Genomic DNA, 26,679 nt, shown 5'->3' with positions numbered 1-26,679 from the left:
TCAGGGGCTAGTGGCACTACGTGATGGATGGATCAAGCTTCACTATGCTAAGTGAAACGCCCTGTGCGGAGCCGCATGCAGGGTGTTGTGGGGGCTGAGGGTTAGAGACCCTTGGCTACCCGATTTAATAAAACAACAGGTTAATAAGTAAACATACTGTTTTAGGTTAATAAAAAACAAGGTGCTCTTAATTGTTTATTTAACATTAAAACCCCCGTGTAACTGGCTGATATAAAGCAAATAATAAGTTTGTAGCAGCCCATTGCCGTATGGAGTCGACATCATCAGGGTGACGGGGTTGCTATCTTCGCTGTTAAGCGGATAATGAAAAAATCATACGGTTACAATGAAGTCATGGCGATGAAAAAAACCCTACAAATATCTCTGCTCTTATTGTTCATGTGCTGTGCGGGTGTCTCACTGGCCGAGCAGAAAAAAGGTGTTGAGCGTATTACGCTAGAGAAAACCGATGTTATTGGTAGCCAAGAGCTGCCACGTATTCTCTCTATTATTTCATGGAAGCAAACCAAGCCTATGGATCTTCCACTGCTACATAAGCCGTTAGAAATGAGTTTTAATCCCATTGATGAAAAAGAGTTTTCACGCGAAATTTCACTTCGTCAAAAGATGAAAGGGCAGTAAAGATAGTCATTGACTACCTGCGCAGACCCTCCACGCACTTTCATAGTTTTCTTCGCAAGCTTTCATCACACCATCGCTTTTAAGGCCTTTCCTCCCAAAAGATACTTGTAGATCGCAGGTTGTTTGCGGCCTACGCCATTTTCTTGAGCTTTAAAGCACACCAAAGTTATATCGGCTGAGCAAAAGAGCGCCTACATATGTGGCCGTGATTTTTCTCCTTGCGACATCGCTGGTTATATCTTAGTTCGTATAATGTATATTATGTTAAATTCTAAATCATATATGCGATGGTTATTATGGAGTAAGTTAGTATTCGCTACCAAGTATTGGCCTGCTGGAGTAATGGAGGGGTAATCTGGGTGGTATCGAGTGCCAAAGGTGTACAAGATAAGCAACAAAATAGAGCTAACTCCATGGCGACCAGCGCAGGAGTGCACGTCGTTTGAGTTAGGAGGTTATTCTAATGATTTGAGTAGCGGCGGGTCGTACAGAGGAAGTTGTTTGCTGATTTTTTAAAGCAGTTACCCGCAGAAACAGCGGCTGTGGGGGTTGAAAATCAGGCAGTCGTCAGTACCTGACGATTACCTCATGTTTCATATTACGCATTATCCGGTTCAAAAGGCTTTAGCTCCCCCGCCTCAAGGTAGAGGGTGCGATCCATTCGTGCCGCCAGGTCATGGTTATGGGTAACCACAACGAAGCTGGTCTGCTGCTCCCGATTAAGCTCCAGCATCAATTCATACACACCATCCGCTGTGCGGGGGTCGAGATTTCCAGTGGGTTCATCGGCCAGAATACAGAGCGGACGACTCACCATGGCGCGGGCAATTGCTGTCCTCTGTCGCTCACCACCAGAGAGTTCTCCCGGCTTGTGGTTTACCCGTGGCTCTAGGCCGACACGAGCCAATATTTCCCGTGCCTGTTCGTTCGCCTGGGCAGGCGAAATACCTCGTATACGCAGCGGCATCGCCACATTTTCCAATGCGGTGAACTCCGACATCAAGTGGTGAAACTGGTAGATAAAACCTAGATTTTTATTCCGCAGGTGACCACGGGCTGCTTCACTGAGCTTGGCGATATTTTGTCCCGCGATTATCACCTCACCATGGTTGGGTAATTCCAGCCCCCCCAGTAGATGCAACAAGGTTGATTTACCCGAGCCTGAGCTGCCCAAAATGGCCACCTGCTCACCCGCCTCTATCTCGATAGAGACATCTTGCAGCACCTTGACGCTCTCCCCTACATCATCAAACTGCTTTGAAATATGTCGGCACTCAACTACTCGATTACTCATGACGCAGTACCTCCGCAGGTTGCATTTTTGCCGCATTCCAGGCGGGATAAAGTGTCGCTAATAAACTGAGAGAAAATGAGATTGAGGTGATTTTAATCACATCATCCCAATGCAAATCAGATGGCAATTCGGTAATGTAATAGACACTGGCATCCAGAAACTTGGTATTCAGTAGCGACTCCAGCGCCGGCACCAGGGTGTCCACATTCAGCGCCAGTGAGACTCCGCCAAGAAGACCCAGCGTGGTACCCACAAAGCCGATCACACACCCCTGCACCATAAAAATCAGTAGTACCGTGGTGGGCGTTGCGCCCAATGTTCTAAGAATTGCAATATCCGCCGCTTTATCAGTAACCACCATCACCAGTGTCGAAACAATATTAAAAGCCGCCACTGCGATAATCAGCGACAAAATCAAAAACATCATGGTTTTTTCAATCTGAATCGCACGAAAAAAGTTAGCATGTTTACGCGTCCAGTCGCTCATGTAGTAACGACCAAACTGACCTTCAACCAACTCCTGAGCCACTTGCGGTGCCATAAACATATCGTTTAACTTCAAGCGTAGCCCAGTCACCTCACCTTCCATTTTGTAGAGTTTGGCGGCATCCTCTATCTGCAGTATGGCGAGGCCGCTATCATACTCGTACATACCCACCTCGAAAATGCCCACCACCGTAAAGCGTTTCATCCTCGGCATAATTCCGATCGGAGAGATATTTGCTTTTGAGACAATCAGGCTCACTTTTTCCCCCAGTAACACCCCCAGGCTGCGTGCCAAGTCGACACCCAAAACAATGCCATACTCACCCGGCTGCAAATATGCCAAGTCGCCTGCAATCATTTTTTCAGCCACCTCAGAGACCTCACTTTCATGGGCCACATCAATGCCACGCAGCGCGACACCACTCACCTGCTCACCGTTACTCAACATCCCCTCACCTTCTATATAAGGTGCCGCGCCCACCACCTCGGGGTGTTGATGAGCAAGTTCTGCCAGGCTCTGCCAATTATCCAGTGAGTTATTGTGGCCGGTGATCGTCGCATGGGAGGCCATCCCCAAAATCCGCTCACGCAGCTCCTTCTCAAAACCATTCATCACCGACAGCACTGTAATCAGTGCCGTCACACCAAGCGCAATGCTCAGCATTGAGATAAGGGAGATAAAAGAGATAAAGTGATTGCGGCGCTTAGCGCGGGTATAGCGCAGGCCAATAAACAGCGGTAGGGATTTAAACATAAGTCCTGATCTTTATTAGGGGGCAAAACAGCCACCGAGCACATTGTAACGGTGGCATGTGGATAACAGCAACCCGATCTACGCCCCTGCCCCTAGATAAAAAACAGACGATCCATTTTACGCATTGATTTTAAAGTAAAAATAACAAATGACGGGCGCAAACCAAATCATTATTTCGAGTTTTTTTACTGGCTAAATGCGGCGCCTTCATGCCTCAACAACCAGGCTTTACGCTCCAGCCCTCCCGCATATCCGGTTAAGGTCCCGTTGCTACCAATAACACGATGGCAGGGCACAATAATGCCAATTGGATTTTTTCCATTGGCGGCACCCACTGCACGCACCGCTTTGGGACTATTAGCCATTACAGCAACATCCGCATACGAAACAACCTCTCCATACGGTATCTTTTTCAAACAGCGCCAAACCGTCCGTTGAAATGGACTGCCTGGTTGGTCAAGTGGCAGATCAAAAAGTCGCCGCTGACCATCGAAATACTCTTTTAACTGCTGTTTGCATCGATCCGTTAACTCACTAGCCTGAACAGAATCACCTTCAGGCGCAGAAAAATCCACCCGAATAACCCCCTGTAAAGAGGCCTGAATTTTCATAGTCCCTATGGGGGTATTTAAATAGTCGGTATAGATCAAAGCTGACTCCACAGTTGCAGTGTTAAATAACTTCTCCAGGGCGCGGCTTGCTGCGGATCAAGCGAAAGGCCGGCTTTTAACGCTGCTTTTTTAACCCCAAGATCCCCCGCAAGATAGATGTCTGGATCACTCAATCCGCGTAATTTTGCATAATCCACCGTCCACGCCCCCACCCCCTTCAAAGCTAACCATTGCAAAGGATCATCAGGTGAAGGGTGGCTCAGGTAGTGTTGTGCCAGATGATGCAATGTTTGTTTACGCGATGCGGGTATTTTCAGAAAACCAAGCTCACTTTTTGCAATAGAGTGAGGTGATGGAAACAGGCGATGGGCACCTTGCTTTAAACCCAACTCGGCCACCAGTGTTGTCACCAGTTTTCGGGCGGCCACAACCGAAATTTGCTGGCCCAGAATCGCCCTGATTCCAGCCTCAAACAGACTCCACATACCGGGCAAACGCAGCCCTGTTTTGATTGGGAGCGCATCAGAAAAGCATCGCTCTATATCTCGCTCCACCGCATCAATATCCACATCCAGATCCAATATGCGCCGAATATTGTTAATAATCGCTTTCAAGTGTGTCACATCGTCGAGTTCAATCGTGATCTCAAAACTATTTTTATCGGCAACATGTCGCGCCGTAAAACAGCCACTACATCCCCGCCACTCAAAGGTTCGCCCGTAGCTGTGCTCGTCACACCACTCAAGGTCGGAAATAGATCGCACCATAAAAAAATCACGCATGGCGCACCAATCATAGGGAGGGCGATAATCAAGCTGTAATTTTAAAAAGCCGGACTCGGTGCTGGCTGACTTGCGTATTTGTGATGGCGTTAAACCTAATTGTGATTGAAAGCAGTCATTAAATCGACGCACACTATTAAAGTGGCTACTCAAGGCAACCTGGGTAATCGGAAGTTTTGTTTGGTGCAGCAGCTGTTTAGCAAAGAGACACTGTTGATAAAGTGCGTAGGCTTTTGGTGAAATACCGAGGTGCTTTTTAAACAGTTGTCGCAGATAGCGGTCACTGATCCCCAGCTGTTCAGCTAGCATCGGTAGTGAGTTATCTTGCAAAGCACCTTCGCCAATCAGGCGAATAGCTCTATCCAGTGTCGTGTTGACCCCTTTCCAGGCGGGTGAGCCTGGGGCGCTGTCGGGTCGGCAGCGCAAACAGGGGCGGAAACCGGCAACAGCGGCCTCTATCGCGGTGGGAAAGTAGAGGATATTTTCCTCTTTTGGCGTAGTTGCAGGACAGATAGGACGACAATAGATGCCGGTGGTCTTGACCGCGATAAAAAACTTACCATCAAAACGAGGATCCCGGGAGAGCCGAGCCTTTTGACACACTTCAGGATTCAACATCGACACATCTACGCTGTTTTAGTTGAAGCCACCCTATCTCACCGTACTCAGAAACACTGGCCAGAATCGGCACTCAACCCTCACCGTTGATAGCGTATATTGTGAATTCGCTATTTCTCAATCCACTTCTGCAAAGCTTCGATAATCGATTTTGCTTGATCGCTGCTTGAGATATTGAATTTGGATTTTTGGTTATACTCACCATTACGCTTCTGATAACGACGAATAGTGTAGCGATCTTTGCTGTACTCCTCTTTACGGCCATCCCAATCCTGATAGCGATAGATGATTGTCGCCCAGGCACCTTTTGTAAGCACTTGTTTATCCAATTCTTTAACCGTGACCAAATCACCGTCTTTATACTCAACTGTTAACTCTTCTACTGTTTCTGCCATGTTTTTTATCCTGTTGGTTGGTTGGCGTTACTCTATTTTCCCAATATAAACCACTCGCCGCATTCTGCCCACCAGTTTAATTGCAACCACGGCGCAGGCCTCATATCCAAGTGAGCAGCACGACGAAGCTCGCTGCCCACTTTTCGTATTCATGTTATGAAGATTAGGTTATCAGGTGATAGTTGCCAGTCGTCGTATTGATGCTATACTGACATCATATTGACTAAAAAGGCGTGTGCAATGGCTACGGTTAAAAGCGGATTTCTTATATCACTCGGCATACCCGGCGACTCGCTAGCGAATCAGATTCAATTTATCCAGCTGGTCAGGGAAGGCGTTCCGGGCGAGGTAGTCAAACGAGCTGTTCAGGCATTTGATGCCCGTGAATTATTTGTACGCATTCTCGGCACCACTTCGAGCAATCTCAGTCGTTTTTATCGCGTTAAAAAAATGAGCCGTGAAAATAGCGAAGAGATGCTGGATACCATTCGTCTATATGGCCAGGCCGAGGAGGTGTTTGGTGACTTAGAAAAGGCAATCGAATGGATAAAATCACCCCTGCCCGCGCTATCTGGAGAAAAGCCCGAGGCGCTTTTCGATACTTTTGAAGGGCGGCGCTGGGTATCCCAAGTATTACGAAAAATAGAGTACGGTGAATTTGTTTAATGAAAATTTACCGCATTGCTCCCACGCTCTACCTCGATAATTATCAAGGGTTAGGGGCAAGTTATCGCGATGGCGCAAGGTGGAACAGGCCGGGGCAACCGGCTCTCTATTTTGCGTTATCAGCCGCAACTGCACTGTTGGAAATGGCAAACTACCTGCCCTCACCCCGCACGATACCCGCAAGCTACCACTTAGGGATCTACGATATATCCGATAGCTCAATTTTTCTCACGCTACCAGAAGAGGAGCTGCCTACCGATTGGGCAACCTTTCCCCACCCGCCTTCAACACAAGCCATTGGTGGCAACTGGCTCTCTAGCGGCAACGAGATGGGCTTGCTAGTGCCCAGTTCAGCCGTCCCCGAGGGGCTGGAGAACATCATATTGATCAACCCGCAACATTGCGACAGCTCAACAATACAACTCATTAAATCCACAAAAGAGTTATTCAATAAACGTACATTTACCGGGATAGTACCGCCCACTTGAGAGCCACTTCAGGCTTTGACATGCCCTACAACCCGCTGTAGATTCTCAAGATGGAAATTACGCTTATCAGGCATGGTGAACCGGCATTCGATATGACCCAAAAATTTCACCGTCTGGAGCTACTCCACCTATCGATATTGAATTTGGGGGCTAAAATGTGTGTTGATGAGCTATTTTAGGTGTCATTTAATCTCGCAGTGCTTGACTCTGTTACTAACTGAGAATAGAGTCTCACCACCTAATATCAGGTGTCCTGTCGAGCAATCGCTTGTAGGATGAAACGGAAAATCGGTGCGCTCTGATCTGATTCAGAGCAAATCCAATGCTGCCCCCGCAACGGTAAGCGAGTTAGATCAGACCAGAAATACCACTGTGCTTCATCTGCATGGGAAGGTGGTCTGATAGAGCCAAGCTGTTATAGCTGCTCACTCGCAAGCCCGGAGACCGGCCTGATACTCTATTTTGACTACATTGCGGAGGGCGATGTGGGCGAACAGCGCTCCATCTGTTCTCCTGCTCACCTTCCGTTCATATATTTTATAGTTAGAGATAAAATGAGCGACCAGCAACGTAATCAACGACACACCCAGCGTATGCAGCGAAAAAAAGCGCTGATAGATGCGGGTATTGCGCGTGCCGACAAAGATAAGGGGCTGATTCTTATCAATACCGGTAATGGCAAAGGCAAGTCCAGCGCCGGTTTTGGTGTGGTGGCCCGTGCACTGGGTCATGAGATGAAGGTCGCAGTGGTTCAGTTTATAAAAGGCAGCTTTCAAACCGGTGAGGAGAACTTTTTTCGCCGCTTCCCCGATGAAGTTGAATACTATGTTATGGGGGAGGGCTTTACCTGGGACACTCAAAACAGAGAGCGTGATATTGCCACCGCCATGACCGCCTGGGAGAAAGCAGCGCAATTACTCACCAACCCGGCTATCGACCTGGTGTTACTGGATGAGTTAAATATCGCTCTCAAAATGAACTACATCCCACTGGACCGCGTGTTAACGGCTTTACGCAACAAGCCCGCAATGCAACATGTGGTTATAACCGGTCGCAGCGCCAAGGATGAGCTGATTGAGATAGCGGATACGGTGACTGAAATGCGCGAGATCAAACACGCCTACAAGGCGGGCATCCGTGCACAAAAAGGGGTGGAGCTATGAGTAGCCACAACTGCCGAGCCTTATTGATCACAGCTCCCGCATCGGGCCAGGGTAAGACAACCGTTACCGCTGCTATTGCCCGCCACTATTGCCAGCAGGGTAAGCGAGTACATATATTCAAGTGTGGGCCTGACTTTATCGACCCAATGATTTTGCAACAAGCTTCAGGGCGGCCGGTCTATCAACTCGACCTGTGGATGGTCGGTGAGATGGCGTGTCGCCAACAGCTGTTTGAGGCGGCTAAAGTCGCTGACCTCATACTAATAGAAGGGGTGATGGGGCTGTTTGATGGCACACCTTCCAGTGCGGATCTAGCGGAGTTATTGGGTATTCCGATATTGGCGGTGATCGACAGTAAAGGTATGGCCCAGACCTTTGGCGCGGTGGCTCATGGTCTGACCACCTATCGCCCCAGTTTGAGGTTTTCCGGGGTGCTGGCAAACCGGGTGGCCAGCAGCAACCACGCCGAGATGCTAGCGGAGAGTCTGCCGCCTGCGCTGGGGCCATTTGCCTACATGGGCAAGGATGAGCAGATCAATTTACCCAGCCGCCACCTTGGCTTGCTGCAAGCCAGTGAAGTGACTGATCTGGATCAGCGCTTAAATCTGGCAGCAGCAGCGCTGCATATCCCGGACTTGGAGCAACTCTCTGCCGAAATCCACTTCGAAGCCTCTTCGAACGAACCCCTCCCTCCTCTGCTCAAGGGGGTGCGCATCGGCATTGCCAAAGATGAGGCTTTTAGCTTTATCTATAATGCCAATATCGACTGCCTTGAGAGCATGGGAGCCGAGTTACACTACTTCTCTCCCCTGCATGATAACTCCCTGCCCGAGGTCGACTCCCTCTGGTTTCCAGGTGGATACCCGGAGCTACATGCTGAACAGTTGAGCAGCAAGAAAAAAATTAAACAGGCCATTCGTCTCCACCACCAAAGTGGCAAAGCGATTTTAGCCGAGTGCGGTGGTATGCTCTATTTAAGTGAGGCACTCGTCACGCACCCGCAACAGCGCCATATGATGGTCGGGTTACTGCCCGGATCAGCGGTAATGCAGCAGCGTTTGGGGGGACTAGGCATGCAGAGCGTGCCACTACCTGAGGGCGAGCTGCGAGGCCACACCTTCCACTACTCACATTTTGAAACCTCACTTGATGCTATGAGCTATGCTATCAAACAACGTAATGGCCAGAAGGGTGAGGCGATTTATCGTCAGAAGCGCCTACTGGCCAGCTATATTCATCTCTATTTTCCATCCAACCCGGCGGCGTGCGCAGCTCTGCTAGCGCCGTCGGCCTTGGACACTCAATTTAAAAACAACCTTTAAGGAGCTAACCATGCATATCGAACCGGGCCTTATCAATTCCGTCAAACTTACCGCCGCCAGTGCCACCGCCATCGGTGTCATGGCCTACTACGCCAAGACACTGCTACTACAGCCCACGCTGATTCTGCGCACCCTGGCTGCTGCGCTGTTTTTAACGCTGTTTATGCAGCTCTACTCAGTCAGTGTCGGCCCCTCTGAACTCCATTTCCTAGCAGCCATGCCACTCTATCTTTTGCTGGGTTTTATCCCAACCCTATTCGGTTTTGCCCTTGGCCTGCTGCTGCAAGGTCTGCTGTTTGACCCAGCGGACATGATGAATCTGGCGGCCAACTCACTCACATTAATCCTGCCGTTAATCGCACTGCACTACACCATTGGCCAAAAAATAGCCTCCGGCCGTATCAGCCGTAGCGCCATCTTGAAATTGGATGCGGTATTTTACGCCGGTGTCACCAGCATGGTGGGTTTCTGGTTGCTACTGAGCGGCAGCGCAACACCGTTTGCCGCCTGGGCCACATTTGCCAGCTCATACCTGGTGATTGTAATGATTGAGCCACTGCTGACTTACGCCACCATACGTTTAATGAAACGCCATGAAGAGCGCCCTCTTATGGCAAATTTATTTACTATTCAATCGCTTAAGATTGTTTCTTAAATCATGTCGAAGGTATGGTTTATAGGGGCTGGCCCCGGTGATCCGGAGTTGATTACGGTTAAGGGTCGCAACTTGATCGAAAAGGCGGATGCCATTCTGTTTGCTGGCTCACTGGTTTCCGAAGCGGCGATGCGCTGGGCTAAGCCCGGTTGCACCGTGATGGACTCCAAGGGGATGGATCTAGAGCAGATTGTCAGCTGGCTGATTGAGCAAGCACAAAATGACGCAGTAGTGATTCGCTTGCAGACTGGCGATCCCGGTCTCTACGGTGCGCTGATTGAAATGGTGCAGCCGCTGGATGAGCAGAATATCGAGGTAGGTGTAGTGCCAGGTGTCTCATCTGCAATGGCCTCGGCTGCCGCCGGTGTTGAGAGCCTGACGCTGCCAGAGGTGACTCAAACAGTGATCCTGACCCGAGTTGAAGGCCGCACCCCGATGCCGGAAGGTGAATCACTGCCCGAGCTGGCTCAGCACCACTGCACCTTGTGCATTTTTCTCTCTATTACCTTGTTGAAAAAGGTGCAGACGGATCTACTGGCCGCTGGTTGGTCCGAAGAGGCTCCGGTATTGGTGGTGCATAAGGCCAGTTGGCCCGGTGAGGAGCGGATTATCCGTGGCACCCTGGCTGATATTCGTGACAAGTGCCGGGCTGAGAAGATCAATAGTCAGGCGATGATTATCGTTAGCCCTACTCTCGGCTCACGTGATTGGCCTGATATCAAAAAATCCAAGCTCTATGATAAAAACTTCAGCCACCGCTTCCGTAAAGCGGCAACCCACTCATAAGCGCTACCCCAAGAGTTATTCATCATGAAAACAACGATCTTATTGGTGGGCCATGGCTCCCGTAACAAAAATGGCAACCGCGAAATTGAAGCATTCGCCTCCACCTGGCGCAGCAAAAACCCGCAATGGCATATCGAAACCTGCTTTATCGAGTTTGCAGAGGTGCTCATTGATCAAGGTTTAGACAATGCGGCCAGTGGTGCTGATCGCGTCATTGTGGTGCCGTTGATTCTAAATGCCGCTGGCCATGTAAAAATGGAGATTCCCCACTTTATTGCCGATGGCCGCAAGCGCCACCCCGATGTTGAGTTTATCTATGCCCGCCACTTGGGGGCAACAGAGCCAGTGCTTGATATTTTAAAGCGTAACTTGCGCAAAGTAATGGCCAGCATGGATATGCCCGACCCCAAAAATAGCGGTGTGATTCTATTGGGACGCGGCTCATCTGACCGGGTAGCCAACGGTGAGGTAGCAAAAATGGCGCGCTGGTTGTTTGAAGAGAGCGACCATGAACTGGTTGATATCGCCTTTACCGGCATTACCTACCCACGTCTAGAGAGTGCCGTACAGCGACAGGTGCAGCTGGGAATGAAGCAGGTGGCCATTCTCCCCTACTACCTCTTTACCGGCACTCTGATTGAGCGTATCAAATCCCAAGTAGAACGCCTGCAAGCTCAATATCCAGAGATTACCCTTAGCCACGGCGATTATTTTGGCTTTGAAGAAGAGATACACACACTCTTAAATGAGCGGGTTGCAGAAGCCAGTGGAGAGGGTAGCTTAAAGCAAATGATGGAGTGTGACGGTTGCCTCTATCGTCAGGAGGCGGAAACCGAACACCACCACCATCATCACGAACATACCCACGATGAGGTGAACGCATGAGCAACGTTATTACCGAACAGTTGACCCAGGCGGGGCAGAAAATCGAGCACGATTCGTTTGCTATTGTCGACCGAGAAGCCGGTGATCACCCCGCCTATCGCGATGCCGAGTGGCAGATTGTACGCCGCATGATTCACGCTACCGCCGATTTTGAATTTAATGGCCTGAGCCTTTTTCATAACGCCGCTGTCGAGGCGGGAATTAACGCCATTACGCAAGGAGCGGCCATCGTTGCCGATGTCGAGATGATCTGTGTTGGCCTCTCAAAGCCACGTTTGTCACACTTTGGCGTAACCACTCACCACTTCATCTCCGATCCGGATGTCATTGCCCAGGCGAAAGCGGATAACACTACCCGTGCAGTACAAGCGATGCGTAAAGCGCAACAGCAAGGACTACTGGATGGCGCTATTGTCGCCGTCGGCAATGCGCCCACCGCGCTACTCGAAGTGCTGAAACTCATCAAACAGGGAGAGGCACGCCCTGCGCTGATTGTTGGCATGCCGGTTGGGTTTGTCTCCGCCGCTGAATCCAAGGAGGCGCTGAGTGCATTAACCGAGGTACCGTGGATTATCACCCAGGGGCGTAAAGGGGGATCGACACTGGTGGTCTCTGCGCTGCACGCGCTGCTGGCTCTCGCTGAAGCAAAACAGAAACGCACCGAGTAATGGAGAAAAAGAAAAAAGGCACCCGCAAGGGGTTTACCACCGGTGCTTGCTCCGCAGCAGCGGCGCGTGCGGCCACGCTGGGGCTGCTGAAAGGAGTTGTTCCCGAACAGATTGAGTCACAGCTGCCCAATGGCCAGCGGGTCTTTTTTTCGGTAACCGATGGCTTTTGTGAAAATGGCGTTGCCCACGCGGTGGTAATCAAAGATGCGGGGGATGATCCGGATGTGACCCATAAAGCCCCCTTGACTGCCGATGTGCGCTTGCTGTCTGACTCACCAGGTGAAGTTGTGATTAAAGGCGGCAGCGGAGTTGGCGTAGTGACTATGCAAGGGCTTGGCCTAGAGGTCAACGGCCCGGCGATCAACCCGGTACCGAGAAAAAACATTGAAGAAAATGTACGGATGGTGGCCGCGCCACTACTGGAAAAGCAGGGGCTGGAGGTGACCATCTCAGTGCCCGGTGGCGCAGAGATGGCCAAACGCACTCTGAATGCACGGCTCGGCATTCTAAATGGCATCTCGATCCTCGGTACCACCGGCATTGTCCACCCCTACTCCACCGCAGCGTTTCGCGACAGCGTTATTCAGGGCATTCAGGTGGCATCCAAACAGGGACAGGACACGGTGGTATTAACGACCGGTGGCCGTACCGAAAAATTTGTAATCGCCGAGTTACCACAACTGGCACAGGCCTGTTTTGTGCAGATGGGGGACTTTCTAAAATATGCTTTGGATACCGCTGATAAGGAGGGTATCCAGCATGTAATCATTGGTGGCATGGTCGGCAAGCTCACCAAAATGGCGCAAGGTGAAACGATCACCCATGCCAACCGCAATGCGGTCAATACCGCGCTACTGGCTGAGCTGGCGGCTGAAATTGGTGTGCCCGAAGAGATCTGCAGTGATATTCGGTCTGCTCAAACGGCCCGTTATGCCGGTGAGCGAATTGAGGCGCTGGGGCTGGGAAGCGAATTTTATCAGGCACTGGGACGCAAGGTGATCAGCACCATTATGGCCCGCTATGAGCACAGTGCATTTGATTTAAGGGTGCTGGTCTGTGATTTTGATGGCAATAAACTGGCGGAGATAGCGCAAGATGGTTAACCCTGCCTATATTATCGGTGTGCTGGATAACGGCACCGCCGGTCTCACCCCACAGGCGCTTGAGCAGATTCAGCAAGCGGATGTGGTTATCGGTGCATCACGCACACTGTCACTGTTTAAAAGCTGTTTTTCCGCAACCGTACAACAGCATAATATCGCCACCGGCCTATCCAAAGTACCACTCTGGATAGAGACCGCATTAGCCGACGGGCTGAAAGTTGTTGTACTGGCAACGGGTGACCCCATGTGTCACGGCATTGGCCGTTATCTACTTAATAAACTGGGGGCGGCCCGCTGCGAAGTGTTACCCAATGTTTCAACCCTGCAACTGGCCTTTTCCCGGCTGGGCCTGGCGTGGCAGGATGCTGCAATCTGCTCCGTACATAGCAAAGATGCAGGTGAGTGGTCTACCGAGGCTGGCCCGCAACACGGACTATACCCGGTGTTACAAACAGTGCGTGGCCATGATCTGATTGCCATCTTTACGAGCCCTGATAATAGCCCGGCACGAATCGCACGTATGCTGGTCAGTGCGGGGCTGGCTGATGAATTCACCCTCTCCGTGGCGGAAGCACTGCTGACTCGTGATGAAAATATCGTCGTCAACCTCTCACTTGAAAAGGCAGCTACGAAAGATTTTGCCAACCCCAACGTGGCTATTCTACAGCGCAAAAATAGCACCTCGATGCCTCTGTTTGGTCTAGCGGATGAGTGCTTCTCTCAGCGAAAACCCAATAAAGGGTTGATCACCAAACGTGAAGTGCGGGCGGTCTCACTGGCTCGGTTACAGTTGCGGGCGGAAAGCATTCTCTGGGATATCGGTGCAGGCTCTGGCTCGGTTGGCTTGGAAGCGTCCCGCTTGTGTCAAAAGGGCTTTGTCTACGCGATAGAAAAAAACCGTGCAGATGTCGCCATCGCCAGTCAAAACCAACAAACCATGGCAGCAACCAACTATCGAGTGCAGCACGGCAAAGCGCCTGAGTTGCTCGCCGAATGGCCCGACCCCCACGCTGTCTTTATGGGTGGCAGCGGCGGTGAACTGGCAGCACTGATTGAGTACTCTCTATCCAGAATGAAGCCCGCAGGGTGGCTGGTAATGAACTTTGTCACCCTGGAAAACCTGGCGCTGGCAACAGAGACGCTCAGCGCATTGAATGCCCGTTGGGATGTCACACAGTTGCAGGCCAGCCGCAGTCAGCCCATTTTGCATATGCATCGTATGCAGGCAGAAAACCCCGTCTGGATTGTATCAGCACAACAAGGTGAGCCATGTGAGTAAAGGTATATTGTATGGTGTATCACTCGGGCCAGGCTGCCCCGAGTTGATCACACGCCGCGCATGGGCACTGCTGCAAAGTGACAGAGTCTGGGCCTACCCAATACGCAACCCCAACAGTGACAGCTATGCACTGGATATTGCCCTGCGTGCCGGTGTTAAGCGCCCTTCAAAGCTGATGCCATTGGTCTTTCCCATGACCCATGATACTGAAAAACTGGCCAAATACTGGCTCAAAGCAGCTGAAGCGGTGCTGGAAAATTTGCGGATAGGGCACGATGTTCTATTTTTGGTGGAGGGAGATGCCTCTACCTACTCAACCTTTGGCCATCTAGCCCGCACGGTGCGGGCGCTGGATGAAAAAGTGACCATAGAGACTATCGCGGGTGTCTCCTCATTTAATGCCGCCGCCGCACGGCTGCAGATGCCACTGGCCGATGTGGATGACACCGTGGCCATTATCCCCGCCGGATACGGTATTGAGACCATATCACACCACCTGGACCACTTTGACACCTTGATTCTACTCAAAGTTAAACCACTGCTGGATGACATTATCACCCTGTTGGCCGGGCGTGGACTGCTGGAGCAGAGTCGCTTTATCGAAAAAGCAGGTTCGCCGGATGAGCGGGTCATCCATGATGTCGCTTCACTACAAGGTGAAAAGGTTAATTACCTCTCGCTGCTACTGGTTAAGAACCCCCACCGTCAACGGGGTAAGATAATGCGTGGTTGCCGTAAAAAACCCCAAACAACCCCATAACAAGCAGGCAGAACACAGATGAATAACCGTAATACGCCGCGTGTAGCACTAATCGCCATCACTAAACACGGCGCGAATCAAGTGGCCACTATGGCAGGCAAACTGCCCGCAGCAGATGTTGTGGTATCACAAAAATTTGCAGCACTGATGGCAGAGGTACCCAATCGGGTGAGTGCTTATCAAGGGGCGCTCAAGGCGCAGATTGGCGGTTTTTTCAGCGACTATGATCAGATCGTATTTTTTGTCTCACTGGGCGCTGTTGTCCGACTGATTGCACCGCACCTGAAATCCAAAGATGAAGATCCCGGCATACTGGTTGTAGATGATGCGGCACAGTTTGTTATCCCGGTTCTATCCGGTCACATTGGTGGGGCCAACGCCTACGCAGAACAGCTGGCAGAACTATTGGGCGCAACAGCCGTCGTCACCACCGCATCCGATGTTGGCAAAACCATTCCGGTGGATATTCTGGGCCGAGAGCTGGGCTGGGCGGTGGAGGCACCTAAACTCAACATCACCCGTGTCTCCGCCCATGTGGTCAATGAAGAGCCGATTGCCCTGATCCAGGAGTGTGGCTCAAAAGCGTGGTGGAGGCGGCACACGCCCATGCCGAATAACATACACCTGTTTGACTGCTTTGAAGATGTCGAGCTGGAAAAATATGCAGCCCTGCTCTGGATTACCCAGCGTGAGATTGATGAAAAAATCTGGCAACAGCTGGATGAGCGTCTGGTGGTCTACCGTCCACCACAGGGGCAACAGCCATGAGATTGATACTGGGCATTGGCTGTGACCGTAATGCATCGTTGACAACCTTAACCACCGCCATCGATCTAGCCCTGGGCCAGATCAACCAAAAGCGTGATGATGTTGTTGCACTGGCCAGTATTGATAAAAAAAATGATGAGAGCTCTTTGCTGGCGCTGTCACAACAACAGAGCTGGCCGCTGCATTTTTTTAGTGCTGAACAGCTATCACAGGTTGAGGTTCCCAACCCATCCGCCGTGGTACTTAAATATATGGGGACACCCGCCGTGGCAGAGGCCGCCGCCCTATTGGCAGCCAAAACCAAAATGCACAACCTGCTGGTTGAAAAATATAAATATCGGGGTAGCGATGGCAAAAATGCCACGGTATCCATCGTAAGAGGCTAAATGATGAGTAAAGGTAAAATTCTGCTAATTGGTTTCGGTCCTGGTGCCAAGCAGCACATGACACTCCGCGCCGTTGAAGCAATTGGCGAGGCTGATGTGGTGATTGGTTACTCCACTTACATCAATCTGGTCGCCGATCAGCTTGAAGGTAAAGAGGTGGTACGCAAAGGGATGACCGAAGAGCTTGACCGCAGTATCGAGGCTTATGAACAAGCCAAAAAAGGGAAAATCGTTGCCCTGATTTCATCTGGTGATATTGGTGTTTACGGCATGGCAGGCCCCACCTATGAAGTGTTACTTCAGTCCGGCTGGAGCCCCGACGACGACATTGAGGTTGAAGTTGTACCTGGCAGCACCGCCCTCTCGGCCTGTGCTTCGTTAGTGGGCGCACCGCTGACCCATGATTTTTGCTCTATCTCCCTCTCCGACCTACTGACCCCTTGGCCGGTGATCGCCGGACGACTGGAGGCAGTGGCCAAAAGTGATTTTGTGGTGGCGCTCTACAACCCCAAAAGTGGTCGCCGTACCGGTCAGATTATTGAAGCGCAGCGCATCCTGTTACAACACCGAAAGGCCGACACCCCAGTGGCAATTGTAAAATCAGCCTATCGTGAAAAACAACATATTCAGATCGTCCGGCTGGATGAGATGGCCAACTGCAATATCGGCATGCTCACCACCGTATTGGTGGGCAATAGCAGCACCTTTATCGAGCAAGGCTTGATGATTACCCCCCGAGGTTACGCCAATAAATATAACCCGTTGAGTGGTGAAGTAAACAGTGAAGAGCGGCGGGGGCGCTCTCTGACCATGGGACTGGACGGCTGGCAAGCGTGTGCTCGTCGATATATGCGGGAGAATCCGCAAAAATCACTGCGTGAGATCAGCCTCTACTTTAGGATGCCCCTAGCGCAAGTGATCACTGCCATCGCCGCCGCCAGCGGTGATGATACTGCGGGTGAATTCAGTGCAATATATGTTTCAACTGATCGATTAACACTGGTACAGAAAGAGAGCGCTGCCCTCGGTCGTCTACGTGCAGTAGTGCGCAGCGAGGCCGGTGCGGTATCCGAACTGATGCTAAACGAGGCCGATTTTAAAAGCCGGGGTGAGTGGTTGAATATCGAAAATGAGCACTTCCACCTGCATATCCACTGGCACAAGGTCGCCGCCGCCTGGTTGGTGCAACAGGGTGACCGCCTGCGCAGCATTCACTTTGTCGATACAGCAGGTGATTCACTATTCAACCTCTCATTGAGAAAAACAGAGGGTGAATTTGATGACAAAGCACAAGCACACTATCAGCAGCTTTGGCAGCAACAAATAGATGCAATGGGAGCTACCCAATGAGTGAAGTCAAAAAACCGAAGCTGAGCGCCTACAAACGCCACATGTTGGTCTGTGTCGGCCCACGTTGCGCCAAAGAGGGTGAGTCACAACGCCTGTTTGAAAGCCTCGGTAAAAAATTCAAAGCCGCCGGCATCGACAAAGGGGCACTGCGTGTTAAACGCACTCGCAGCCACTGCTTCGCCACCTGCAAAGGGGGGCCGGTGCTCTGTATCCAGCCCGATGGCATTTGGTATTACAACGTTACCGAAGATAACCTGGATCGTATCATTGACCAGCACCTGGTGAATGGAGAGCCGGTAGAGCAGCTGATTTATCATCGGGGATAAATAATTGTTTTAAGGCACAAAAAAAGCCATCCTAAGATGGCTTTTAATGTGTAATTGGTGGAGCTGGCGGGAGTCGAACCCGCGTCCGCAAATCCTCCGCCTTCGGTTCTACATGTTTAGTCTATTTTTAGTTTTAGTCAGCAGCTACCCAATAGACAGGGAAAACCGATGACGATTCTGGTACTTTTTAGCGCTTTAGCCCCAGACGAGCCTCGGTCGCGATCCTATGAGAGTCGACCCCGGTTGCTGCGTGCATAGGCACAGACACAGGCCGAGGGCACTACAACAGGTGTTTAAGCTGCTAGTGCGTAGTTGTCGTCGTTGGCAACTATAAAGTTTGTAGATTAGATTTACGAGGTAGTCTACCCCTCGACATGCCCCTCAGGTTTTGCAATCCGCGTCGAAGCCGGGACAGCCCCAAAGTGTAAGTGAGACATTCTACAGGAGTTAAAAGTTCCCGTCATTTTTTTAACGACCTCTCATCAGGCGCTGTTTATCACGTTTCCAGTCGCGATCTTTTGCAGTGGCGCGTTTGTCGTGCTCACCTTTGCCTTTAGCCAGGCTGATCTCTATTTTTACACGGCCGTGTGACCAGTACATGGAGAGCGGCACGATGGTGTAGCCTTTACGATCGACAGCCCCCATCAGTTTATCTATCTGACTGCGGTGCAACAGTAGTTTGCGCACCCTTGTGGCGTTTGCCTGTACGTGGGTTGAGGCGGTAATTAACGGGGTAATTAGCAGGTTTGATATCCATGCTTCGCCATTTTTTATGAAGACATAGCTGTCTACCATCTGACATTTACTGGCTCGCAGGCTTTTAACTTCCCACCCTTGCAGCACCATACCTGCTTCGAATTTCTCATCGATCTGGTAGTCAAAGCGTGCTCTTTTGTTAAAGGCAATGTTGTTGCTGGGTGTTTTGGGTTTTTTCTTAGCCATAGCGACGCATTATAACCAATCTATGGCGAGTGGCCTACTGTTGCTACACACTACCTCGATTTTCTATCCTAAAAATTAAGCTTGCCATCTCGTTACGAGGCATTGAAATACTTCATTTTTAAAGAGGTTTATTTGGTTTTTTTGCTTTAAAATCAGTGTGTTGAAACTTACCGCCCAGGCGCTGGTGGTTCGAATTAATATAGGGTATCATTGATTTTTAGCACTTGTATTATTAAAAATAAATAGACATGGAGGGAGTATGAGAATTTCGATTAAACCAGTGGCAGGATTAGCTTTGGTGGTTCTGCTGGTCGGCTGTAGTGGCCAAGAGAAGATTGTTATGGATGTACCTGACTGCGTATTTCCTGATTCACCTACGGTAGCGGCCCCTGCATGGATATGTGATGCACCCGTTGAAGGCATTGCGGTGAGTGCGGTGGGTATGTTCCGAAAAACAAATGCGGGCGCTCAGTTCCAAAAGACCCAAGCCACCGCTGCGGCCAGAAATATGTTAGCCGCGCAGATGAAAGTTCATGTAAAACAGCTGGTGAAAAACTACTCAGAAGTGACCGGTGTGGGTGATGATGAGACGGTTGATACGGTGAGCTCTGATGTTAGCAAACAGGTCACCGCCGCTACTTTATACGGCTCAAAAGTTTACAAAACACGTGCTAACCCTGAGTCAGGTGCACTCTATGTTCTGGTGGGTTTAGATCCGGATCAAGCGGCTGCCCAAGCGACAGAAGCGTTGAAAACAAGTTACAAAAACAAAAAAGCACAATGGCAAAAGTTTCTCGCGGGTAAAGCCCATGACGAGCTAGATGCTGAATTTGACAAGATTGCTAATCAGGATCTTTAAATTTAGTATTTGAGGAAACGTTTATAAAAAACCGTTACTGATATAAAAGTTATTAGTGACGGTTTTTTGTATGTAGAGTTTCATGTATACAGCAGCTCTAACTGTAAGAGGATAAAATGCAACGACTCAGCTTCAGCACGCAAATAACAAAGAGCTGGGGCAAAAGATGAAGAGATCAAGTCGTTGCAGACAAAACAAGGAAGCGTAGATGGATATTAATAAAGGAGGCGGGTTAACCCTAGTACATCAACCCTTCGGGCGTTTCTGTGGCACTCCGCCTCGGCGTTATAGCGCTTATCAAGAGAATAACCATTACCTGCGAGCTATGCCGTGATGCGAAATGCCACAGAATCGCTGACCAGGCAATATAAGAGGGTTGATGTACTCGTACTGATCACCGCTCTTATGCTCTCTTTTCAAGCAACTGCAGAGAGTGAGTTCGACCTGTGGATGAAGCAGCAATCGGATGGTTTTTCGTCGTACCAAGAGAAACATGACCGTGAATTTTCCTCTTTTTTAGAAGCTGACTGGAAGGCGTTTCAGCTTAATCATGGCGCGAAGCGAGATGAGGTACCTAAGCCAATCACGCTACCTAAAGCACCCGAGCCTGTTATCACTCAACCGCTACCAAATACCCCCCCTGAAAATCTTATTTCAGTTAAAGAACGGTTAATACCGATTGTTAACCCACCCATAAAAAAAACGAAGCCCCCGAGAACTGAAAAAACCACGGTGGGTGAGCGAATTGATGTCGAATTTTTAGGTAGTACACTACCCCTTTACCTAGAAAAAAGAGTCAAAATCTCTTTAGGGAGAAGCATTGATAATAAAAGCATTGCCATTTTTTGGGATCAAATCAGTTCCTCGCCCTACCCCCCTTTAATTGAGCAAATTAACAATTACCGCAACACCATCGAATTTAATGACTGGGGGACTATCCAGCTGGTTAAGGCACTGGCCAACACCCTCTACCGTCCACAATCAAATGAAGCGCGCCTCTTTAGTTGGTTTTTATTGGTTAAATCAGGTTATGCCGCCCGCATTGGTTATACAAAAAACCGTATTCACCTTATGCTGCCGTCGCAAACAAAACTTTTCGGTATGCCCTATTTTACTTATGACCAGGTGCGTTACTACGTTATCACCAGCCAAAAAGGCCAAGACTTGGGTTCTGTTTTTTCATATGAAGGGAGCTATCCCGATGCCACCCGAAAAATGAACCTCTATATATCCAGCACCCCTTCACTTAAAGTCGATGAAGTCGAGAAGGTGTTGAAATTCAGTTATGCCAACAAACAACATGAGTTCAGTATCCGCTACGATAAAAATGCAGCCGGTTATTTTAAAGATTACCCGGCCACTCAACTTAGCGTCTATTTTAAATCCACTCTTTCCGGTAGCCTCAAACAGTCACTTCTTCTGCCACTTGGCCAGTTGGTAGAAGGGCAGAGCGAACAAGAGGCCGTAAATATCCTATTGCGCTTTGTACAGACGGCCTTCGATTATAAGACTGACGATGAGCAGTTTGGTCGAGAGAAATACTTCTTTCCAGAAGAGTTGTTTCTATATGATTACTCTGACTGTGAGGATCGCTCGGTGCTGTTTGCCTATTTGGTCCAAACACTGTTGGGACTCGAGGTGGTTGCCGTGACCTTCCCGGGGCATGTCGCTACAGCAGTGCATTTTAATAGCAATGTTTCCGGCACCAGCGTTACAAGAGAGGGTAAAAAGTACCTCATTACTGACCCGACCTACATTAATGCCAATGTTGGCATGATCATGCCCCAGTTTAAAGATAGTGCCATCAAAGTTATCTCAATTAACCGTATTTGAAGTCAAGGAGATACATTATCGTGATAAGGATCCAATTTCATAGCGTAAAAATTGTAGCCGTGTTGTTACTCGTGGCTATTGCAGCTTCAGGCTGTGTGATTATTCCGGAAAAAAGCCCCCCCACTCTGCTTGGCGATGCGGTGCGAGCCAACAACTTTGCTGAGGCACAAAAAAGCATTGCAGGTATCTATGATGATAAAAAAAACCGGGCGCTTATGCTAATGGAAGTTGGGCTGGTTGACTACTTGAGTAAAGATCATCAACAGAGCATTCACAAGCTAAATCAAGCAGAGGTGTTAACCGATGAAGCGGAAACAAAAAGAGCCAGTGAATACCTGAAATCGATAATGGCAGGGCCTACCAGCCTCAGCTATGGTGGAGCACTTTTTGAGCGTGCATTTATCCATTACTACAAAGCGATGAACTTTCTACTCCTCGCTAACAATCGTACCGGAAATGCCAGGGAAGATGCGCTGGAGGGTGCTCGGGTTGAAGCACGTAAAATTGATCGATTGCTCAATAGCATTCAAGATCAGGAGCCTACCTATGACGAGGCAAAAGAGGGCAAGGAGTCTATTTTTAAGCAGATGACACTGTTGCTGCGCGGTTTATACGGGAGAACCCTTGACCGAGACGCACTCGCTTACCGTGAAGATGCCTATATACGCTATATGGAGGGAGTTATCTATGAATCCAATGGCGAATTGGATAGTGCCCGTATTGCCTATCAAACTGCTGCAACCCTGTATGAAAAGGGGTATGCCAAACAGTATGGCCTTGGGCAAGCGATTGTAGAGATGGCGTGGTTTGAAGTGATTCGCGTCATGAAAAAAGCAGGTGGCTACAGAAATGAAGTTGCCGAGCTGACAAAGAGCAAGCTTTCAAAAGAGATGAAGCAGCGACTTGATACGTTTGACCAAGGCAGTGCCCAATTAGTCGTTATTAACCACATCGGCTTTGCCCCCAAACCTAAAGAGATGATGCTGCGTCTACAGCTCGATACCCATACCAAAGAGCTGATACTGACGCCCGCCATTTTAAATCCACACCTGCTATCCGCCGCAAATGATGTTGGCCCCGTTGAGCTCAAAGAGCAGTTGACGTGGTTCAATGAGATGTATTCTGACCGTGGATTAGTCGACATCCTCTCTAATTACAAAAAGCGCGGTGCTTTTGGTGTGGCCCGTGGCCTGACTGAAAAGCGCATCTCTATTGATTCCCTCTGGTCACTGGCAGAAGATACCGGCTTAGTGTCCGGATTAGATTGGGGGGGGGCTATTGTTCAGGTTCCCTATTTAGGCTCTATTGCCACGAACTTTGATAGTAGCCAAGTCACCCTTGATGGCCAAGTGAAAGGCTCAATGGTTGCTGCGGAGTCCATCGCTACCATTGCACTACAACAACAGCTACTCGGTGCCGGACGTGGTTTGCGCGCGGCTTTGGCTCGAGAGCTGACAAAAATATCTTTTTGCAGTCAAGTGGCAAAAAGTGCGGGCGGTGGGTTTAAAAGTGAGATAGCCGAAAAGGTCTGTATTCTCGGCTTTAGCATGGTATCGGGCGCTGACACCCGAAGCTGGTCGACGCTGCCTCACACCATCATGATACAACGCTATCCAGTTGAAGCGGGTCAACATACAGTAACCGTAACGACCTCTCGGACGGGTGGAGGAATTTTTCATCAGGCCGAATATGAAATTGAAATCAAAAAGGGGCAGTTAATGGTGCTCAACAACCGTGCTGTATCAACAACTCAAGTGGCCACTACCCCGTTAATTGCAACCAAGTATGAGCCAAAAACAGAGTAGAGAACCCAACCAATCAGGGCTTTCGAACTCCAGATACATCAAATGTATAACGGATGCTAAATAACAGCGAAATAGGATAAGAGCATGTACAAACGATACCCGGCACTTTTAGTACTTTTAATCACAACCCTTCTAGTGGGCTGCCAAACGGCACCTAAGCAGAAAGAGAACAATTTTTTCAGCGACAAGCCTGATTGGATTTTAAATACACCGATTAAAAGCGGCTTCATCTATGGCGTGGGTTCAGCAGAGGTGTTTGGAGGCAACGAAACAGCGGCACTGAGCCGTGCAAAAGATTTTGCCCGAATCGAATTGATTAAGCAGATTGAAGTTGAGATGCAAGGCAGTGTTGAGCAAGAGATTTCTGAAATTACTCGCAATAATAAAAGCGAATTCACAGAACAACTCCGTCAAACAGTCTCCAGCCGCGTGCCTGAATTTAAGCTCTCTAATGTTGAGCAGGTTGACTCACATCATGACAAGAAAAACCGTCAGGTTGCCGTATTAGTAAAATTTGATGTTAACCAAGAGATCCTGTCACTAAAGGGAGAGATTCGCTCACTAGATCAGCAACTACATGAGATTGATGAAACACTCTCTAAAAACCAAACAAAGGGTATCACTCGCTTACGTACTGCCACCTCCGCACTGGTATTAGCCGACCAGCGGGCAGGCTTGCAAGCACGCCTCAACCAACTGCAATCGGGTGCGCAACGAGAGCCGTTACTCTCAAAACCGATACGCCAGCTTATCGCCAAAGTTTATAAAATAACCTCCGAGATAAAAGTTGCCCTGCGAGCTGAGCAAAAAAGTGAGCGAGCACTGCAAGTCGGACTAATTGCCCAGCTGACCAAAAGAGGGTTAACCGTATCAGAAGAAGGTGCGCATGACATTGAAATTGTCTACGCCGTGAGTAGCACCACCATCAAGCGCGGCGATATGAACTTTGTGGTAACCGAAGGGAATATCTGGGTAAAAGATGATGCAGGAAAAATCATTAATGCCGTACAGAAAAGAGTTAAAGGAGCCTCGATAGACCCCAAACTTGCCCACTCTCGAGCGATTGAAAAGCTATCAGAAAGTCTGGGAGAAGCGTTAGTAAACGCACTGTTTTAAGCCAGATATTTTATCTATTTTCGCAAGGATCGCGCAGGGATTTTGTGTAGTGGTCAACTATGACCGGACCATAAGTTAAGCTTTTCTTCCGCTGCTACGAGGGATAACCCTTGATTATGCTGATGTGCACATCGACATTGTAATACCGCATCATATAATCGCTTATATTGTGTTGAGCCTGTGCAAAAGTCAGGTAGCCTAAGAATGGCATCCATTCTGTCGCTAAACACTCATTCGCTGATCGTCACGGAGAGCGGAACGAAAGCGATTAGTCTACATCGTCTGCCTATTCGTAGTGCGAGGAACAAGTGGTGAAGAAGATGCAGTTGTAGCTTTAGTGGGCGTAGAGTCATTGAGGGAGTCATGGAGTAGTGCAACGAGGAACGATGTTGTACGGAGCCGTGATGGACGCAGGACGGTCGGGGCAAAAGGAATCAGTTGTCGCGTAGGCGAGTCACTTTATGGCATGGACGCCATAAAGTAATCACGGGGTAGCGACACATTTGCGTAAAATATATTAAGCAGCAGAAGCCCCCCTCACGGCAAATTACCGCAAGCTTGCATCATGCCCTGTCGATCTGGCCCCTCTGAGCTACCGCAGTCCTGCTCAGTCCACTGCCCACTCGGTTTGAAGTTATAGATATAGTTTACTGCATTAAGGTAATAAGGAGCATTATTATAAGGAAGGTCATTTTTATGAATAGTGCTGCCAGGGGGTAAACCTGCTTCTGGCCCGACATCTTTCAAGTTAACCAACAGCGCCTTGTTTTTCCAGCCGTGGGGGACTGCCACATGACAGGCAGTGCAACGCAGGGGGACACCTAGAGCACCATTGCCTATCTCATAAGCCTTTGCATGTGCGGTATGAAGGTTTGTCACTGTTGGGCTACCACATAAACTTATATTCGTATCGGTGCTAAAACCACTGGGTAAATAGGTGACCGGATCAGGGTTTCCGTAGGCATCATAATTGTGGCACTTAAAACAGAGATCATTTGATTGAGCAGTACCCGTTCGATCATCCCAACCCCCCTTAAGCAAAAAGTCATTATTGGAACCATGCGGCCCCCACGGGTTACCATCTTCACCGCCAGTGGGCTCTACGGTACCCGCCACCGTATCGGATCCGTGACAATCAGAGCAGTACATCGTCTGGGTTCCAACACCCGCACTCCAAGGGGCTAAAAAGGCTGATGTATCACCGCCTAAATCACGTACCGCAGCGGTACGGCCAGTCGGCTGCATCACCGGATGCCAACTGCGGTGGTTATTGCTGTTGTAGTCGACCGCTTTAGTGCATTTACGCGCATAATAGGGCGGTGGTGGATTCACAGTCCCGCTCCACGGTGTGCCATCCCAAGGCGAATCACTGTAGCCCGGCATACCGGTAGAAGCGAAGGTATTCACATCGCCAGCGCCACAGGTGGTAACCGTACTGGAACTCGATATGATGTCTGGACCGGTGCTGCACACCTCACAAACACAGCTGGGGTCATCTGCTGGAAAACTCTGGCCATTACAATCAGGTAGCAAGGTATTAAGAGCCACTGGGGATTTTGGGTACCACTCAAAGTAGTCCCAACTGTACTCATACTCATAATATAGATAACCAGTGATCTGCCCCGAAAAAGCCCCGGAATCAGTGGTCGCAAGCGGTGAACCTTGGTGGTGTATGGGCGCCTGAAGCTCCATCGCTTGGTCGGTGTACAGAAACACTCCGTTGGTGCCCGGTGGTGTGCCACCGCTATAGCCCAATGCGGGCGGGTTGAAATCATCAAATGCATAATTTGAGTGACACTTCAGACAGACCTGATATTCGCGGGTCACGTAGGCTTCAGTCACCAAGTTGGAGCCATTTTGCGGTGGTACTCCTTTTTTGATGGTGTAGCTGGTGGGTGTGCTACCAAAAGCTGCCGCACCATAACTGGGTTCAACCC

Annotated in this window: 26 protein-coding genes, 1 other RNA gene, 1 pseudogene and 1 riboswitch; of the genes and pseudogenes, 20 read left to right on the top strand and 8 right to left on the bottom strand. The window is 49.7% G+C overall.

Features of this window, described 5'->3' with window-relative positions; translation table 11 throughout:
- The first annotated feature begins 324 nt into the window (after positions 1-324).
- A complete protein-coding gene (locus L3J94_10610) occupies positions 325-642 on the top strand; it encodes a hypothetical protein (protein MCF6219181.1) in 318 nt (105 codons plus the stop codon).
- Positions 643-1,240: 598 nt separating this feature from the next.
- On the opposite strand, the gene lolD is transcribed toward L3J94_10610, so the two are convergent.
- The 5 genes and pseudogenes from lolD to L3J94_10585 form a co-directional block, all read right to left on the bottom strand.
- Positions 1,241-1,936, bottom strand: a complete 696-nt coding sequence (lolD, locus tag L3J94_10605) for a lipoprotein-releasing ABC transporter ATP-binding protein LolD (GenBank protein ID MCF6219180.1) — start codon at positions 1,934-1,936, stop codon at positions 1,241-1,243.
- Positions 1,929-3,176: a lipoprotein-releasing ABC transporter permease subunit gene (locus L3J94_10600; GenBank protein ID MCF6219179.1), complete on the bottom strand. Its 1,248-nt coding sequence runs from the start codon at positions 3,174-3,176 to the stop codon at positions 1,929-1,931. Before L3J94_10600 ends, lolD begins: the two co-directional genes overlap by 8 nt.
- A 185-nt stretch (positions 3,177-3,361) precedes the next feature.
- Positions 3,362-3,691, bottom strand: a pseudogene (locus L3J94_10595) (methylated-DNA--[protein]-cysteine S-methyltransferase).
- 131 nt (positions 3,692-3,822) lie between these two features.
- The gene (locus tag L3J94_10590; protein ID MCF6219178.1) at positions 3,823-5,187 is read right to left on the bottom strand and encodes a helix-turn-helix domain-containing protein; all 1,365 of its coding nucleotides are present in this window, start codon (positions 5,185-5,187) and stop codon (positions 3,823-3,825) included.
- Positions 5,188-5,297: 110 nt separating this feature from the next.
- Entirely contained in the window at positions 5,298-5,582 is a 285-nt protein-coding gene (locus L3J94_10585) for a hypothetical protein (GenBank protein ID MCF6219177.1), read from the bottom strand.
- A 240-nt stretch (positions 5,583-5,822) separates the two neighbouring features.
- Here L3J94_10585 and L3J94_10580 point away from each other — a divergent pair, with 240 nt between their 5' ends.
- From L3J94_10580 to L3J94_10510, 15 genes are all read left to right on the top strand, one after another.
- Positions 5,823-6,248: an MbcA/ParS/Xre antitoxin family protein gene (locus L3J94_10580; GenBank protein ID MCF6219176.1), complete on the top strand. Its 426-nt coding sequence runs from the start codon at positions 5,823-5,825 to the stop codon at positions 6,246-6,248.
- A complete protein-coding gene (locus L3J94_10575) occupies positions 6,248-6,736 on the top strand; it encodes an RES family NAD+ phosphorylase (protein MCF6219175.1) in 489 nt (162 codons plus the stop codon). The genes L3J94_10580 and L3J94_10575 overlap by 1 nt, the downstream gene beginning before the upstream one ends.
- Before the next feature lie 229 nt (positions 6,737-6,965).
- Positions 6,966-7,204: riboswitch (cobalamin riboswitch) on the top strand.
- 86 nt (positions 7,205-7,290) lie between these two features.
- A complete protein-coding gene (gene cobO / locus L3J94_10570) occupies positions 7,291-7,899 on the top strand; it encodes a cob(I)yrinic acid a,c-diamide adenosyltransferase (protein MCF6219174.1) in 609 nt (202 codons plus the stop codon).
- Complete coding sequence (locus tag L3J94_10565) at positions 7,896-9,221, top strand: cobyrinate a,c-diamide synthase (protein ID MCF6219173.1); 1,326 nt, start codon at positions 7,896-7,898, stop codon at positions 9,219-9,221. Before cobO ends, L3J94_10565 begins: the two co-directional genes overlap by 4 nt.
- Before the next feature lie 10 nt (positions 9,222-9,231).
- Positions 9,232-9,876 (top strand): energy-coupling factor ABC transporter permease, encoded by a 645-nt coding sequence (locus tag L3J94_10560; protein ID MCF6219172.1) that lies wholly within the window; start codon positions 9,232-9,234, stop codon positions 9,874-9,876.
- A gap of 3 nt (positions 9,877-9,879) precedes the next feature.
- Entirely contained in the window at positions 9,880-10,662 is a 783-nt protein-coding gene (gene cobM / locus L3J94_10555; GenBank protein MCF6219171.1) for a precorrin-4 C(11)-methyltransferase, read from the top strand.
- A 24-nt stretch (positions 10,663-10,686) separates the two neighbouring features.
- On the top strand, positions 10,687-11,547 hold the full coding sequence (locus L3J94_10550; GenBank protein ID MCF6219170.1) for a sirohydrochlorin chelatase: 861 nt from the start codon (positions 10,687-10,689) through the stop codon (positions 11,545-11,547).
- A complete protein-coding gene (locus tag L3J94_10545; protein MCF6219169.1) occupies positions 11,544-12,215 on the top strand; it encodes a precorrin-8X methylmutase in 672 nt (223 codons plus the stop codon). The genes L3J94_10550 and L3J94_10545 overlap by 4 nt, the downstream gene beginning before the upstream one ends.
- Positions 12,215-13,318 carry a cobalt-precorrin-5B (C(1))-methyltransferase gene (locus L3J94_10540; protein ID MCF6219168.1) on the top strand — a complete coding sequence of 368 codons (1,104 nt, stop codon included), beginning with the start codon at positions 12,215-12,217 and terminating at the stop codon, positions 13,316-13,318. The genes L3J94_10545 and L3J94_10540 overlap by 1 nt, the downstream gene beginning before the upstream one ends.
- A complete protein-coding gene (gene cbiE / locus L3J94_10535) occupies positions 13,311-14,597 on the top strand; it encodes a precorrin-6y C5,15-methyltransferase (decarboxylating) subunit CbiE (GenBank protein ID MCF6219167.1) in 1,287 nt (428 codons plus the stop codon). Before L3J94_10540 ends, cbiE begins: the two co-directional genes overlap by 8 nt.
- Positions 14,590-15,357 (top strand): precorrin-2 C(20)-methyltransferase, encoded by a 768-nt coding sequence (gene cobI, locus L3J94_10530; protein ID MCF6219166.1) that lies wholly within the window; start codon positions 14,590-14,592, stop codon positions 15,355-15,357. The genes cbiE and cobI overlap by 8 nt, the downstream gene beginning before the upstream one ends.
- Positions 15,358-15,375: 18 nt before the next feature.
- The gene (locus L3J94_10525) at positions 15,376-16,125 is read left to right on the top strand and encodes a cobalamin biosynthesis protein CbiG (GenBank protein MCF6219165.1); all 750 of its coding nucleotides are present in this window, start codon (positions 15,376-15,378) and stop codon (positions 16,123-16,125) included.
- On the top strand, positions 16,122-16,511 hold the full coding sequence (locus L3J94_10520; GenBank protein ID MCF6219164.1) for a cobalamin biosynthesis protein: 390 nt from the start codon (positions 16,122-16,124) through the stop codon (positions 16,509-16,511). Before L3J94_10525 ends, L3J94_10520 begins: the two co-directional genes overlap by 4 nt.
- Positions 16,512-17,861 (top strand): precorrin-3B C(17)-methyltransferase, encoded by a 1,350-nt coding sequence (gene cobJ / locus L3J94_10515; GenBank protein MCF6219163.1) that lies wholly within the window; start codon positions 16,512-16,514, stop codon positions 17,859-17,861.
- On the top strand, positions 17,858-18,187 hold the full coding sequence (locus tag L3J94_10510) for a (2Fe-2S) ferredoxin domain-containing protein (protein MCF6219162.1): 330 nt from the start codon (positions 17,858-17,860) through the stop codon (positions 18,185-18,187). Before cobJ ends, L3J94_10510 begins: the two co-directional genes overlap by 4 nt.
- Positions 18,188-18,242: 55 nt before the next feature.
- On the opposite strand, the gene ssrA is transcribed toward L3J94_10510, so the two are convergent.
- Both ssrA and smpB read right to left on the bottom strand, forming a co-directional pair.
- Positions 18,243-18,606: a transfer-messenger RNA gene (gene ssrA / locus L3J94_10505) on the bottom strand.
- A gap of 49 nt (positions 18,607-18,655) precedes the next feature.
- Positions 18,656-19,129: an SsrA-binding protein SmpB gene (smpB, locus tag L3J94_10500; GenBank protein ID MCF6219161.1), complete on the bottom strand. Its 474-nt coding sequence runs from the start codon at positions 19,127-19,129 to the stop codon at positions 18,656-18,658.
- Positions 19,130-19,388: 259 nt separating this feature from the next.
- Here smpB and L3J94_10495 point away from each other — a divergent pair, with 259 nt between their 5' ends.
- From L3J94_10495 to L3J94_10480, 4 genes are all read left to right on the top strand, one after another.
- Complete coding sequence (locus L3J94_10495) at positions 19,389-19,988, top strand: LPP20 family lipoprotein (protein MCF6219160.1); 600 nt, start codon at positions 19,389-19,391, stop codon at positions 19,986-19,988.
- A gap of 333 nt (positions 19,989-20,321) precedes the next feature.
- Positions 20,322-21,821, top strand: a complete 1,500-nt coding sequence (locus L3J94_10490; GenBank protein MCF6219159.1) for a hypothetical protein — start codon at positions 20,322-20,324, stop codon at positions 21,819-21,821.
- A gap of 20 nt (positions 21,822-21,841) precedes the next feature.
- Positions 21,842-23,626, top strand: coding sequence for a hypothetical protein (locus L3J94_10485; GenBank protein MCF6219158.1), 1,785 nt, complete (start codon positions 21,842-21,844; stop codon positions 23,624-23,626).
- Between the two features lie 84 nt (positions 23,627-23,710).
- Entirely contained in the window at positions 23,711-24,742 is a 1,032-nt protein-coding gene (locus L3J94_10480; GenBank protein ID MCF6219157.1) for an LPP20 family lipoprotein, read from the top strand.
- A 537-nt stretch (positions 24,743-25,279) separates the two neighbouring features.
- Here L3J94_10480 and L3J94_10475 read toward each other — a convergent pair.
- Positions 25,280-26,679: cytochrome c3 family protein (locus L3J94_10475; protein MCF6219156.1), on the bottom strand; the 1,400-nt coding region annotated here is incomplete at its 5' end.

This window comes from Gammaproteobacteria bacterium, assembly GCA_021647245.1.
Taxonomy (GTDB): domain Bacteria; phylum Pseudomonadota; class Gammaproteobacteria; order RBG-16-57-12; family RBG-16-57-12; genus JAFLJP01.
The sequence above is the reverse complement of the archived record's forward strand: the minus strand, read 5'-3'. Positions and strand labels throughout refer to the sequence as shown.